The organism is Dactylosporangium sp. CA-152071 (assembly GCF_050936335.1).
Classification (GTDB): domain Bacteria; phylum Actinomycetota; class Actinomycetes; order Mycobacteriales; family Micromonosporaceae; genus Dactylosporangium; species Dactylosporangium maewongense.
Genome location: NZ_JBNJMZ010000001.1, coordinates 3,925,907 through 3,939,560 on the forward strand (window position 1 = coordinate 3,925,907; position 13,654 = coordinate 3,939,560).

General features: G+C 71.8%; 12 protein-coding genes. 4 read left to right on the plus strand and 8 right to left on the minus strand.

Going from position 1 to position 13,654, the window contains the following annotated elements:
- Position 1: 1 nt before the first annotated feature.
- From ACQEVZ_RS17470 to ACQEVZ_RS17485, 4 genes are all read right to left on the minus strand, one after another.
- A complete protein-coding gene (locus ACQEVZ_RS17470; protein ID WP_433367631.1) occupies positions 2 to 1,531 on the minus strand; it encodes a deoxyguanosinetriphosphate triphosphohydrolase family protein in 1,530 nt (509 codons plus the stop codon).
- The gene (locus tag ACQEVZ_RS17475) at positions 1,528 to 2,430 is read right to left on the minus strand and encodes a methyltransferase domain-containing protein (protein WP_344503139.1); all 903 of its coding nucleotides are present in this window, start codon (positions 2,428 to 2,430) and stop codon (positions 1,528 to 1,530) included. The genes ACQEVZ_RS17470 and ACQEVZ_RS17475 overlap by 4 nt, the downstream gene beginning before the upstream one ends.
- A gap of 18 nt (positions 2,431 to 2,448) precedes the next feature.
- Positions 2,449 to 4,743: a hypothetical protein gene (locus tag ACQEVZ_RS17480; protein ID WP_433367634.1), complete on the minus strand. Its 2,295-nt coding sequence runs from the start codon at positions 4,741 to 4,743 to the stop codon at positions 2,449 to 2,451.
- Positions 4,744 to 4,897: 154 nt separating this feature from the next.
- Positions 4,898 to 5,650 (minus strand): TetR/AcrR family transcriptional regulator, encoded by a 753-nt coding sequence (locus ACQEVZ_RS17485; RefSeq protein WP_433367637.1) that lies wholly within the window; start codon positions 5,648 to 5,650, stop codon positions 4,898 to 4,900.
- 80 nt (positions 5,651 to 5,730) lie between these two features.
- Between ACQEVZ_RS17485 and ACQEVZ_RS17490 the strand changes: the two genes are divergently transcribed.
- The gene (locus ACQEVZ_RS17490; RefSeq protein ID WP_433367640.1) at positions 5,731 to 6,684 is read left to right on the plus strand and encodes an ATP-binding cassette domain-containing protein; all 954 of its coding nucleotides are present in this window, start codon (positions 5,731 to 5,733) and stop codon (positions 6,682 to 6,684) included.
- Entirely contained in the window at positions 6,677 to 7,444 is a 768-nt protein-coding gene (locus tag ACQEVZ_RS17495) for an ABC transporter permease (protein ID WP_433367643.1), read from the plus strand. Before ACQEVZ_RS17490 ends, ACQEVZ_RS17495 begins: the two co-directional genes overlap by 8 nt.
- Here ACQEVZ_RS17495 and ACQEVZ_RS17500 read toward each other — a convergent pair.
- Together ACQEVZ_RS17500 and msrB are read right to left on the minus strand one after the other, a co-directional pair.
- A complete protein-coding gene (locus ACQEVZ_RS17500) occupies positions 7,441 to 7,881 on the minus strand; it encodes a hypothetical protein (RefSeq protein WP_433367646.1) in 441 nt (146 codons plus the stop codon). The two genes, ACQEVZ_RS17495 and ACQEVZ_RS17500, sit on opposite strands and share 4 nt — an antisense overlap.
- A 28-nt stretch (positions 7,882 to 7,909) precedes the next feature.
- Entirely contained in the window at positions 7,910 to 8,320 is a 411-nt protein-coding gene (gene msrB, locus ACQEVZ_RS17505) for a peptide-methionine (R)-S-oxide reductase MsrB (protein ID WP_344503145.1), read from the minus strand.
- Between the two features lie 155 nt (positions 8,321 to 8,475).
- On the opposite strand from msrB, the gene ACQEVZ_RS17510 reads away from it, so the two are divergent.
- Positions 8,476 to 9,912, plus strand: coding sequence for a hypothetical protein (locus ACQEVZ_RS17510; RefSeq protein ID WP_433367649.1), 1,437 nt, complete (start codon positions 8,476 to 8,478; stop codon positions 9,910 to 9,912).
- Positions 9,913 to 9,960: 48 nt separating this feature from the next.
- Positions 9,961 to 10,977, plus strand: coding sequence for a non-homologous end-joining DNA ligase (ligD, locus tag ACQEVZ_RS17515; RefSeq protein WP_354888408.1), 1,017 nt, complete (start codon positions 9,961 to 9,963; stop codon positions 10,975 to 10,977).
- Here ligD and ACQEVZ_RS17520 read toward each other — a convergent pair whose 3' ends face one another.
- The gene (locus ACQEVZ_RS17520) at positions 10,978 to 12,528 is read right to left on the minus strand and encodes an alpha/beta hydrolase (RefSeq protein WP_433367653.1); all 1,551 of its coding nucleotides are present in this window, start codon (positions 12,526 to 12,528) and stop codon (positions 10,978 to 10,980) included. It lies immediately after the preceding gene.
- Positions 12,525 to 13,628 (minus strand): ATP-dependent DNA ligase, encoded by a 1,104-nt coding sequence (locus ACQEVZ_RS17525; protein WP_433376824.1) that lies wholly within the window; start codon positions 13,626 to 13,628, stop codon positions 12,525 to 12,527. The genes ACQEVZ_RS17520 and ACQEVZ_RS17525 overlap by 4 nt, the downstream gene beginning before the upstream one ends.
- Between the last annotated feature and the right edge of the window lie 26 nt (positions 13,629 to 13,654).

Genomic DNA, 13,654 nt, shown 5'->3' on the forward strand with positions numbered 1-13,654 from the left:
CTCACAATACGAAGGCGTCCGTCCACAGCTGCCGCGACCGCCCGGACAGCGCGTCGAGCAGCCCGACCGCCTGCCCGTCGGTGAGCGCCGCCACGAAGTCGACGATCGCCCGGCCGCGGGCCATCGCCATCCGGTCCAGATCCCCCGAGGCGAGACCGTAGTCGGCCGCGGTCAGGTCGCGGACCTCCGCATACGCCATGTCGACCAGGTCGTGCAGCCGCCGCGGCAGCCGCGCCGCCTCGTCGGGGTCGACCAGCCACGCGTGCAGCGCCTCGACGAGCGCGCTCAGCAGCCGGGCCTGCCCCCGCTGGTGCAGCGCCAGGTCGGGCCGCTCCAGGACGAACCGGTGGTGCACGAACTTCAGCACCTGCACCTCGTGCCACTGCGCGGTCCCGAGCGCGACGTGCCCGGCGCGCATCGGCGGATCCGGGAGCACGTTGATGGCGTCGATGAGCCGCCGCGTCCAGCGGGCCGAGAAGCGCGCGACGCCCTGCTCCGCCTCGATCGAGCCGTCGAACGGCGCCGCGAGCAGCCCGTCGACGAGCTCGTGCCGCACGTGCTCGACGGCCGCCCAGAACGCGTCGTCGTCGCTGATCCAGCCGTCCTTGCGGAACAGGTCGCGGCGCAGCAGCTCCACCGAGTGCCCCGGCCGGCGGGCGGAGGCACGGAGCTCGGCGAGGCTGAGGTCGGACGAGCGCAGCGCGGTCGCGTCGCGCTGCCACGCCATCAGCTCGGTGGCGACGGCGCCCTGCTGCAGGACCCCGACCCGGTGGAAGTCCTCGAGGTCGTGGATGGCGTAGGCGATGTCGTCGGCGGTGTCCATCACGGACGCCTCCGCGGTCTGCTGCCACTGCGCGAGCAGCCCGTCGAACGGCGCGCGGGCCTGGCGCAGGTCGGCGAGCTCGGTCACGTAGGCGCCGAACTTCAGCGACCCCGCCGAGGGGTCCTCCGGGTCCACCCCGGCACCACGAGGTGTCGGACGCATCAGGTGTACGTGTGGCGAAGGGTACGTCCGCCGGGTCCACGGGTACTTCGCCATCGCCGCCCGGACCGCGGCGGTGAGGTCCAGCCCGACGGTCGAGCCGCTGATCTCGGTGCTCGTGACGATGCGGTACGACTGCGCGTTGCCCTCGAACCCGTCCGGCAGCCCCAGCCGCTGCCGGGCGAGCCGGTCCAGGACCCGCTCGCCGAGATGCCCGAACGGCGGGTGCCCGAGGTCGTGCGCGAGCGCCGCCGCCTCCACGACGTCGGCGTCGCAGCCGCCGAGCTTGTCCAGCAGCGGCTGTGCCCCGCACTGGGGCGAGCACAGCCGCTCCACGATGCCGCGGGCGACGCTCGCGACCTTGAGGCTGTGGGTGAGCCGGTTGTGCACCAGCAGCCCCGACCCGCCCGGGCTGATCACCTGGGTGACGCCGCCGAGGCGGGCGAAGAACGGGGACGCGACGATCCGGTCCCGGTCCGCACGGAACGGGTTGCCGGTCAGGTCCCCGGAGGAGGGGCCCCGGCCGCCGAAAAGTCGCGACTCCCTCATGCCGGCTTGCGGACCTCGATGACGAAGCCGCTCGCGGTCACCGCGGCCGCCGGGTGGTGCGCCAGCAGCAGGTCGAGGAGCTTCAGTGGGGACAGGATCCAGGTGAGGGGCAGGATCGCCCGGTACAGCCGCATGCTGCCGAACGACAGCAGCATCGCCAGCCACTCCTGCAGCGTCCACAGCATGCCGGACGTGGGGCCGGCGCCGACCTTGACGCTGAGGACCTCGAACTGCGGGAACTGCTCGCGCAGCCCGACCTCGGTGTAGCGCTGGAAGTCGTACGGCGAGGCGTGGAACGGCTGCATGAACGGCACGAACACGAGCATCCGGCCGCCAGGGCGCAGCACGCGGTGCATCTCGGCGATGTGCGCCGCCGGGTCGGGCACGTGCTCCAGGACGGCGATGCTGATCCCGCCGGCGAGGCTGCCCTCGGCCAGCGGCAGGCGCCGCAGGTCGGTGACGATGTCGACGTTGGGGTAGGTGCCGCCGTCCATGCAGATGACCCGCTGGTCGCGGCGGTGCGTGCCGCAGCCGAAGTCGGCGACGAGGTCGTGCTCCAGGTTGAAGCTGCGCAGGAACGGCATGATCAGGTTGCGGTCCATGACCGGCGACAGCACCTTGATCGCCGTCGGGTACACCTTGTTGAACCGCTTCTTGACGTGCTCCTTGATCCGGTTCAGCGCGTCGGCGGTGAGCTCCTCGGAGTCGAACCCACCGAACTTCAGCTGACCACTTCCGTTTTTCCAGAGGCGCTTGCCCGTGTGACCGCAGGCCGCGCAGGCGACGATCTCGCCGCCATCGAGCTGTAACGGTGCGTGACAGGCGGGGCAGGCGAGCACCTGTGCCAGGCGGGCCTGGCGGCCCGCGGCGGTCGGCTCCATCGCGGGGGCGTCAGTCACAGTGTCGTTCATCATCCCTCAGCGGATCTCGTAGACAGCGATCTTCCCTGCACGGTGCCTGAGCTGCGCGAACTCACCAAGCGACGGCGAGGCTGAGACTGCGGAGGGGTCCGAGGCCTCGAGGACGAACAGCCACCGCACACCATACTGGTCGCGCAGCTTGTCGATCGTCGCCGCCGACGGCGAAATGAACGCCGCGTCGTTGTCGGAGAGCAGCTGCTGGTTCCAGTACGGCACGACCACGTCGTTCACGCCGATCTCGGCGGCCACCTCATGGGCACGGCTCGTGAATCCCCAGCCTTCGATGAGGAAGCGGCGCTCACTGTACGCAGCGAAGGCGAAATGCCGGTTGTCGCACTGGGTGGGGTTCTCGCCGGCGAGGACGAAGCAGTGCGCGTTCGTGGCGACCAGGTCGTCGGGGCCGGAGTGGTCACGCAGCCACCGCCCGGCCTGCATCGTGCCCGCCGGGATGAACTGCTGGTACTGGTTGATGTCGCGCCAGCCGGTGTCCTCGGCCTGGCGGGTCGTCTCGTGCAGGTGCAGCGGCGTCGTGACCAGGCAGACGCCGGCCAGCAGGCTGACGACGACGGTGCCCTTGGCCGGGAAGGACGAGCGGATCACGAGCAGCACGGCGATGCCGAGCAGCCCGAACACCGCCGCATATGGCCAGACGAGGTAGAACGCGCTCTTGGCGGAGCTGCCGGCGCGGGCCGCCGTGGGGACCCACGTCTGACCGAGCTGGTGGATCACGATCAGGCTCGCGGCGCCGACGGCGATCGCGCCGTACACCCAGGTCAGCATCCGCCGGGTGGGCACGCCGGACGGCGTGATCATCGCCAGGCCGACCACCGCCGCGAGCGACAGGTATGGGCGGCCGGAGACCATGAACCACCCCTCGGCGCCGCCCTCGTGCCCGAAGACGAACAGCGCGCCGATGCCGGACAGGCCGATCCCGAGCACCAGGACGACCGGCTCGGCTGGAATCTGCAGGTCGGGACGGCGGCGCCACACGAACCGCGTCAGCCCGACCAGGCCCGGCCAGATGCAGGCCCAGCAGGCGACCGTGATCGCCGCGACCAGCAGCAGCCGCAGCAGCCCGGCCTGGCCAGGCACCGCGAACTTGGCCGTGAAAGGCGCGCCGGAGATCTGGGCGAAGTGCAGCGGGTCGATCGCCAGGCCCTGCGCCGCCCCGCCGAACAGGACGAACTGCGCGAACAGCAGCGCGAGGAACGCGACGCCGGCGACGATCAGCGCGGGCGGGCGGACCTGGCGACGGACCAGCAGGCGCACCGCGACGACCAGGAGCACGCCGGCGAGCAGCATGGGCAGGAACGTCGCCTTGCCGCCGGTGATCGCCGCCATCAGCAGGACCACCAGCAGCCAGCGCTTCCGGTTGCTCTCCGTGAGCACGTCCACCAGCACGAGCACGAGCGCGGCGAACAGAATCGCGCCGAACGTCTGTGTCGGGCTCGTCCACAGCTGGGCGCGCAGCGACGAGCCGTCCTCGTAGACGTTGGTGCCGTAGGCGGAGAACCATGTGTTCAGCGGCCACTGGTACGGCGTCGGGGTGAGCACGAAGAAGGTGATGACCACGGCGGCCGCCCCGCACCACCACTGGCCGGTGAGCCGCTTGCCGAGGACGGCCATCAACACCAGCAGCCCGAGGATCATCGGCAGCGGCGACAGGCGCAGCAGCAGGACCTCCGGCTCGATCCCGGTGATCCAGGAGGTGGAGGCCATCTCGGCGTAGACGAACCAGTGGTAGAGCACCGGCTGCTCCGGCAGCCATGGCGAGGCGAGCGGCATGTGGTGCTTGGCGTCACCGAGCAGCGCCAGGTGGAACGGGGAGTCGATGTCGGGGCTCAGCGAGCCGGGCTCGACCAGACCGTGCGTGCGGAAGAACCGGATGATGCTCCAGTAGAAGAGCACCAGCCCGCCGCCCGACAGGATCGCCGAGAACCAGAACGGCGTCTTCTCATCGGCGCGGTCGGTGCCACGCCAGTAGCGCCGCAGTTTCGGCACGAGCAGGAAGACCGCGATCGTCGCGACCGGCCATGCGGCCGTCAGCAGGGGCACGCCGATCCACCTGGCGGTGATGTAGGTCATCACCTCGCACGAGTAGCCGACGGCGAGACCCGCCGCGACGTCTTCGACGAGCCAGCCGGACCGGCCGCGGACCGCCCGCCAGAGCAGCATGCCCGGCAGTGCGATCCCGAGGGCGACGTAGCCGGCGAAGATCGCCGTCGTCCAGACCGGGACCCCGTAGAACCGCAGTCCGATGATGATCAGAACACCGAGCGTGACAGGCGGCACCCAGGCGGGCGGCCTTCGCCGGGCGCGGGCTGGCGAAGGTGTCGCCGACGTCGGCTGTTCCACGGTTACCGCCACATGCTCCGCCGTTCTCCCGAGATGACCGTCGCACATTATCAACGCTTACAGGGAGCACCCGTTTCGCGGCATCCTGCGGTCAGCAGGTGTCCCCGGCGCACCTTCGGTCGATCAGGGTCTGGATGCCGTCCATGACGCGCGCCAGGCCGAACTCGAAGTCGGTGTCCGGCGTCTCGTCGGGCACGTCGAGTATGCCGGTCGCAAGAAGCCTGCCGATCGCGGGGAACCGCTGGGGGTCGGCCAGCCTGCCGAGCAGCTGGCCATAGGTCAGCATCGCCTCGTCGGCGGTCCTCCCCGACGCCTGCGCCGCCGCGGTGATGTCGGCGGTCAGCAGCGCCCAGCTCCGGGTGATGCCGCTCACCGTCATGATCGTGGAGAGCTTCTCGTGCTCCTCGAGGGGCGTTTCCGCCAGCACCGCGAGGCCGTGGTCCATCCAGGCGACGTGGTTGGGCGTCAGCGGCGGCGAGGTGATCGGCACCCGCACCATCCACGGCTGGCGGCGCAGGATCTCCAGGTGCGCGCGGGCGAAGCGCAGCATCCCCTCCCGCCAGCCCTCGCCCGGCGGCATCGGCGGCGGGTGGCCGACCGCGGCGTCGACCATCAGGTCGAGCAGCTCGTTCTTCGCGGCGACGTAGCGGTACAGCGACATCGTGGCCGCACCGAGCTCGGCCGCCACCCGGCTCATCGACACCGCGCCGAGGCCCTCCGCCGCGGCCACCTGCACGCCCGCGGCGACGATCCGATCCAGCGTCAGCCCGGGTCGCGGCCCCTTGCCGGGCCGGGCGCGCAGGCCCCAGGCGACGGCCAGGCTCGAGGGCAGTTCCTTCTCCATTGACCCAGATCCTACTTCTGCGTATAACTTACGCAGTAGTGCGTACGACATACGCAGTAAACAATCTTGGAGCGTGCCTCATGACCCTCGCCGTCGAGGCGACCGGCCTCACGAAGTCGTACGGCAGGCTCGACGTCCTCACCGGCGTCGACCTGGCGGTGCCGGCCGGCACCGTGTTCTCCCTGCTCGGACCCAACGGCGCCGGCAAGACCACCACGGTGCGCATCCTCGCCACGCTCCTGCGCCCCGACGGCGGCCGGTGCCGCGTCGCCGGCTACGACGTGGTCCGCCAGCGCCGGCAGGTCCGCGCAGCGGTCAGCCTCACCGGGCAGTACGCGGCGGTCGACGAGCTGCAGACCGGCGCCGAGAACCTCCGCATGATGGGCAGGCTCAGCGGCCTCACCGCCGCCGCGGCCAGGAAGCGCACCGGCGAGCTCCTCGAGCGCTTCGACCTGACCGCCGCCGCCGACCGGCGCGCCGGCACCTACTCCGGCGGCATGCGGCGCCGGCTCGACCTCGCCGCCGGCCTCGTCGGCACCCCGTCGGTGATCTTCCTCGACGAGCCGACCACCGGCCTGGACCTCACCAGCCGGCAGGCGATGTGGCAGGTGATCGCCGGCCTGGTCAGCACCGGCGTCACCGTCTTCCTCACCACGCAGTACCTGGAGGAGGCCGACCAGCTCGCCGACCGCATCGCCGTCGTCGACCACGGCCGGGTCGTCGCCTCAGGCACCCCGGCCGAGCTGAAGGCGCGCTTCGGCGACCAGCGCCTCGACCTGGAGATGGCGTCGCGCTCGTCCTGGGACACGGCGCTGGCCCACTTCGGCGCCCGGGTGGTGCAGCACGACGCCGGCCGTCTCACCGTCGGCGTCACCACCGACGGCAGCGCCGCGCACGTCCGCGCCGTCCTGGACGAGATCGACCCCCACGGCGCCGACGTCCTCCGGTTCTCGCTGCACAGCGCCACGCTCGACGACGTCTTCCTCGCCCTCACCTCTGCGTCCGCGTCAGTGAAGGAGCCCGCCAATGTCTAGCCTCGCCACCGCCCCGGTCCAGTGGCTGACCATGGGGGGCAGGTCGCTGCGTCTCGGCCGCCGCAACGTCGAGGCGCTCATCATGTCGCTGGTGCTGCCGGTGATGCTGATGGTCGTCTTCGTCTACCTGTTCGGCGGCGCCATCGACACCGGCACCGCCTACGTCACCTACGTCGTGCCCGGCGTCATGCTGCTCTGCGTCACGTTCGGCTCCGCCATGACTGCGGGCTCCGTCGCCAGCGACATGACCGGCGGCATCATCGACCGCCTCCGCTCCCTCGACGTCGGCGGCCCGGCCGTCCTCGCCGGCCACGTCGCCGCCAGCCTCGCCCGCAACGTGTTCTCCAGCGCGCTGGTCTTCGGCGTCGCGTTCGCGATCGGGTTCCGCCCGCACGCCTCCGCCGCGCAGTGGCTCGCCGCTCTTGGCGTGCTCGTGCTCACCATCGCCGCCGTGTCATGGCTGGCGGCGGCGCTCGGCCTGCTCGCGTCCTCCCCCGAGGCGGCCGGCGGTTACACGTTCGGGATCACGTTCCTCCCGTACGCCAGCAGCGCCTTCGTCCCGATCGACACCATGCCCTCGTGGCTGCGCGGCTTCGCCGGCAACCAGCCCGTCACACCGATCACCGAGAGCCTGCGCGGCCTGCTGCTCGACCAGCCGGTCGGCTCCGCCCCGTGGAAGGCGGCCGCCTGGTGCGTGGCCATCATGGCCGTGTCGATGGTCGCGGCGGCCCTGCTCTTCCGCTCGAAGACCCGTGCCTAGAGGTTCATCCGGCAGTCGTGGGCGTCCTGGGCGTCGTCGACCTGGATCTCCAGGTGCTCGAACCGGTCGGCGCGCTCGGCCCTGAGCTGGACGGCGGAGTGCTCGCCGAAGTTCAGGAAGATGCGCTGGTCGTTGTGCTCGTCCTTCGCGACGATGGACCAGCTGCCGTCGCCGGTCAAGGGCGGCACGTCCCCGTCGTCGTCCAGGACGAGACCCTCCGCGTGGTAGGTGCCGTCGTCGCGGATGCTGACCTTGCCGCCGCACTCGCTCGTCCACACCCCGGCCACCTGGTCCTGGGTGAACTGCGGGCGGCCCTTCTCGGGCAGGACGTCGTCGACCGAGGACGGGATGGCGTCGCAGCAGTTCAGGCAGCCGAGCAGCAGCGGCAAGGCCAGGATCGCCATGATCACCCTGGCCCACGTCGATCTTCGGGGCACGCGGTGATCATGGCAGATCGGTGAGTGTCTAGCTAGAAGCCGGATCCAGCCTGATCGAGAGGCTGTTGACGCAGTGGCGGGTGTCCTTGTCCGTCATGCGCTCACCGCGGAAGACGTGGCCCAGGTGGGAGTCGCACCTGGCGCAGCGGATCTCGGTGCGGACCATGCCCAGGCTGTCGTCCTCGATCTCCTTCACGGTGCCCGGGATGGCGTCGTCGAAGCTCGGCCAGCCGCAGTGCGAGTCGAACTTGGACGAGCTCTCGAAGAGCTGGGCGCCGCACGCCCGGCAGTTGTAGACACCGGCGGTCTTGGTGTTGACGTACTCGCCGGTCCAGGGTGCCTCGGTGCCCGCGCGGCGCAGGACCCGGAACTCCTCCGGGGACAGCCGCACGCGCCACTCGGCGTCGGTGGTGGGCAGGTCGACAAGTGGCTCGGTCATGCCTCAACGGTAGGCGGCCCCACGCCGGACGACCATTACGGCCCGAGAACGTGACGCCCCCTGGCCCGCGACGTCTCCGCCCTCACCTCGTTGGACCGACGAAAGCCACGATTCGGACTTTTGTTACACAGCGGGCGAGTGGACGGGACACGACGATGAGGTTGCTCTACACGGCGGTTGCGGTCGGCGCGGCAGGCGCGGCGGGCATCACGCCGCTGGCCACCGCGGCGCACGCCGCGTCCTCGGCCACCGAGATGCGCGTCGACGGCTGCGGCACGTCGTGGAGCGGCACCCTCGAGCTGTGCGGCGAGACCTCCCACCCGGGCAGCGGCCCCGCCGGCTACGGCCCGGGCGACACCCGCGACTGGCGGTACGACGCCCCCACCCACGCCGGCACCGGCGGCCCCCTCTACGCGGGCCACTCCACCGGCGGCGATGACGACGGCCCCGGCCCCGGCTGCGGCTGCGACCACGGCAACGGCGGCCACGGCCAGGCCGGCTCGGCCAGCGGCGGCTACGGCAACAGCAGCCACGGCCAGGGCGGGCACGGCGGCGGCAACGGCGGCGGCAACGGCGGCGGCGGCTCGGCCGGCGGCTACGGACACGGCGGCCACGGTCAGGGCGGGCACGGTCAGGGCGGGCACAGCTCCGGCGACGGCTACGGCGGTTCGGCTGGCGGTGGCTACGGAAGCGGCGGCCACAGTCAGGGCGGCGGGCACCACGGCACCGGCGGGCATGGTTCCGGCAACGGCGGGCACAGTTCCGGCGGCGGTTACGGCAACGGCAACGGCGGCTCGACCAACGGTGGCGGCCACGGCCACGCCGGGCACGGTGGCGGCAACGGCAACGGCGGGCACGGTGGCGGCAACGGCAACGGCGGGGGCAATGCCGGTCACGGCGGCGGGCATCACGGCGGCGGCGGCAATGGTTCCGGCAACGGTGGCCAGGGCAACGGCGGCGGTGGGTACGGCGGCGGACCCGGCGGCTCGCACAACGGCGGCGGCAACGGGACCGGATCGGGCGGGCCGAGCACGCCCGGCGGCGGCGGCAACGGCAACGGCAACGGCAACGGCAACGGCAACGGCAACGGTAATGGCAACGGTGGCAACACGCCTGGCGGTGGCGGCGGTACACCCGGCGGTGGTGGAACGACGCCCGGCGGTGGCGGCACCCCCGGCGGCGGGGGCACGCCCGGCGGTGGGACGACCCCCGGCGGGGCGACGCCCGGTGGTGGCGGGGGCAACGCCAACGGCGGCACGACCCCGGGCGGCGGGGGTGGCAACGCCAACGGTGGCACCACGCCCGGCGGCACCGGATCGGGCAGCGGCAGCGCCGCGGGCTCGGGTGTGGGCACGTCCGCCGGCACGCTGCCGGTGACCGGCACGTCGTCGATGATGACGACGATCGGGTTCGCGTTCATCATCGGCGGGGCCGGCATCCTGTACTTCACCAGGCTGGGCGACCGGGGCGAGGACACCGCCCAGGAGCAGGAGCCGACGCGCAGAACGCCGGCGAACCGCGGCCGCGCGGGCCGGGCACCGGCGCCGATGCCGCGGCGCAGGCCCAGCCCTCAGACGACCCGCAGGCCGTGACCGCGAGGCTACCCGCACGACAGAGCCGCGGCGCGTAGGGTGCTTGGCATGGCCGATGCGCTGGAGATCGAGGTCGCTGGGCGGCCGGTGCGGCTGACCAGTCCCGACAGGGTCATGTTCCCGGAGCGCGGCTTCACCAAGCGCGACGTGTTCGAGTACTACGTGGCCGTCGGCGACGGGATCATGCGGGCGCTGGGCAACCGGCCGACGACGTTGCAGCGGTTCCCCGAGGGGATCGGCGGCGAGATGTTCTTCCAGAAGCGGGTCCCCGCCCGGGGCGTGCCGCCGTGGCTGGAGACGGCGCAGATCGCGTTCCCCAGCGGGCGCAAGGCCGACGAGCTGTGCCCCGCCGACCTCGCGCACGTGGCGTGGGCGGCGCAGATGGGCACGATCGTGTTCCACCCGTGGCCGGTGCGCAAGGCGCACGTCGACCACCCCGACGAGCTGCGCATCGACCTGGACCCGCAGCCGGGCACCGACTTCGCCGACGCGGCCGTCGTGGCGGGCGAGCTCAAGGCCGTCCTCGACGAGCTCGGCTGGAAGGGCTGGCCGAAGACCAGCGGTGGGCGCGGTGTCCACGTGTACGTGCGGATCGAGCCGAAATGGACGTTCGTCGAGGCGCGCCGGGCGGTGATCGCCCTGGCGAGGGAGGTGGAGCGGCGCCGGCCCGACCTCGTGACCACCAAGTGGTGGAAGGAGGAGCGGGGCGCGCGGGTGTTCGTCGACTTCAACCAGATGGCCCGCGACCGGACGATCGCGTGCGCGTACTCGCTGCGCGCCAACGCCCGGGCCACCGCGTCGACGCCGCTGCGCTGGGAGGAACTGCCGGACGTCGAGCCCGACGACTTCGACCTGCGGACGGTGCCGGAGCGGATCGCGAAGCTCGGCGACGCCCACGCCGGCATCGACGAGTCGCCCCACGACATCACCCCGCTGCTGGAGTGGGCCGAGCGTGACGCGGCGAACGGCGAGGGCGACATGCCGTACCCGCCGGAGTACCCGAAGATGCCCGGCGAGCCGATGCGGGTCCAGCCGAGCCGGGCCCGCAACAACGTGGAGCAGTAGCTACTTCTCGCAGGTGAGCTCGGCCGGCGGGACGCGCAGGTCGATCAGGTACCGGTTGACGGCGTCGATCACGCAGCCGGTCTTCGGGTAGGCGGTGTGCCCCTCGCCCTTCCACGTGATCAGCGTGCCGACGCCCAGCATCTTCGCCAGCGCCGGCGCCTGCTCGTACGGGGTGGCCGGGTCGCCGAGCGTGCCGATGACGACGATCGGCGCCGAGCCGGTCGCCGCGCCCGTCGGGTACGGGTCGCGCTTGCCGGGCCACTGCGCGCAGATCAGGTTGAGTGCGAGCGCCCCGCCGAACAGCGGGTACTTCTGCCGCCACTGCGGCTGCAACGCCCTGGCCTGCTCGACCGTCGGGGTGTCGTCGCTGTCCGCGCACCCGACGGCGGCGTTGGCGTCGAACATGTTGGTGTACTTGCCCTCCGGGTCGCGCTCCGCGTACGAGTCGGCGAGCTGGAACATCTTCTCCGGCTTGCCGTTGCGCAGGTCCTGCATCGCCTGCGCGAGGACCCGCCAGCCGGACTCGCTGTACAGCGACGACACCACCGCGGTGAAGACCCAGCCTGCGGTCGCGTTGCGCCCGTTGCCCGGCACGGGGCTGGTCCGGGCGTCCGCGATCGCCTTCGTGACCACGGCCCGCGGGTCGGGCCCGATCGGGCAGGCGGTCACGTTGGCCTTGCACCAGGTGGTGAAGTTGTCGAAGGCGTGCTCGAACCCGGCGGCCTGCTTCTCCGCGGAGTCCTGCATCGACAGCGTCGGGTCGACCGCCCCGTCGAGCACGAACGCGCGCACGTTCTTCGGGAACAGCTGCGCGTAGACGGCGCCGAGCAGGGTGCCGTAGCTGTAGCCGAGGTACGTCATCTGCTGCTCGCCGACCGCCGCCCGCAGCGCGTCCATGTCCCGGGCGGTCTGCTCGGTGGAGTAGTAGCGCAGCTTGTCGCCGTACTTGTCGCCGCAGCTCTGCGCGAGCTTGCGGGTCAGCGCGACCGACTCACCGAACGTCGCGTCGGTCTGCGGGTCGGGGTCGATGCCGAAGTTGGCGTCCAGGTCGGCGTCGGAGAAGCACTTCACCGGCGACGACCTGCCGATGCCGCGCGGGTCGAAGCCGATCACGTCGAAGCGGCGGACGACCTCGGCCGGCAGGTACACCGACCGGTAGACGGCATACTCGACGCCCGACGCCCCCGGCCCGCCCGGGTTGATGAACAGCGACCCCACCCGGTCCCGCTGCGTCGTCGACCGGCCGCGGACCATCGCGACGTCGAACGTGCCGGAGCCCTCGGGGTTGTGCCAGTCCTGCGGGACCTTGACCGTGGCGCAGTCGTACTTCACGTTCTGCGGCGGGCTGGAGAAGATCCCCTTGTAGACGTCGGGGCACGGCTTCCACTGTGCCGGCTCGACCTTCACGCCGGACGAGGTCGTGGGCGCGGCCGCCGGCCGGTCCAGCCGCCGCGCCTCCTGCGACGGGTCCGTGGGAAGGCTGCCGCACCCGCCGAGCAGCGCCGTGACCAGCAGGACCGCGAGTGAACGCCGTGCGACGCGAGCGCTCAAGGCCGCCCTGCCAGCACGGACTCCACGTCGAAGCGGATGGGCCGGTCGAGCTGCTCATACGTGCACGATTGCGGCTCGCGGTCGGGCCGCCAGCGCTTGAACTGGGCGGTGTGCCGGAAGCGGTCGCCCTCCATCGCGTCGTAGCCGACCTCGACGACGAGCTCCGGCCGCAGCGGCACGAACGACAGGTCCTTCTTGCCGGTCCAGCGGCTCACACCGCCCGGGAGCCTGGTCGCGGCGTCGCCGGCCGGCACCGACTCGAGGCTCGCGGCGGCGGCGCCGGGGATCTGACCCGCCCAGTTCCACGGGTGGTCGACGACGCCCTCCCGGTACGCCTCGAGCTCCTCGACCAGCTCGGCCCGGCGCTCCCGGGTGAACGACGCGGCCACCCCGACGTGGTGCAGGCGGCCCTCCTCGTCATACAGCCCGAGCAGCAGCGACCCGACGATCGGCCCGTCCTTGTGCCACCGGAACCCAGCCACGACGGCGTCAGCCGTGCGCGCGTGCTTGATCTTGAACATGCTGCGCTTGCCTGGCTCGTAGGCACCCCCGGCCGGCTTCGCGATCACTCCGTCGAGCCCGGCGCCCTCGAACCGCGCGAACCAGTCCCGCGCCACCTCGATGTCCGTCGTCACCGGCGTCACGTGCACCGGCGCCACGACGCCCGACAGCGCCTCGACCAGCCTGGCGCGTCGCTGCGCGTAACCCACCTCGACCAGCGCCTCGTCCCCGACCGCGAGCAGGTCGAACGCGACGAACGACGCCGGCGTCTGCTCCGCCAGCAGGTTGACCCGCGACGCCGCCGGATGGATCCGCTGCCCGAGCAGCTCGAAGTCGAGCTTCGGCTCGCCTTCGCCACGCCGGATCACGATGATCTCGCCGTCGACGACACAGCGCTCCGGCAGCTGCGCCAGGACCTGCTTGACGACCTCGGGAAAGTAACGTGTCAGCGTCTTGCCGCCACGGCTGGCGAGCTCGACCTCGTCACCGTCGCGGAACACGATGCAGCGGAACCCGTCCCACTTCGGCTCGTAGCTCATCCCCTCCGCGCTCGGCAGGCTGGGAATACTCTTGGCCAGCATCGGCTCGACGGGAGGCATCACCGGCAGATCCACCCTGCCACACT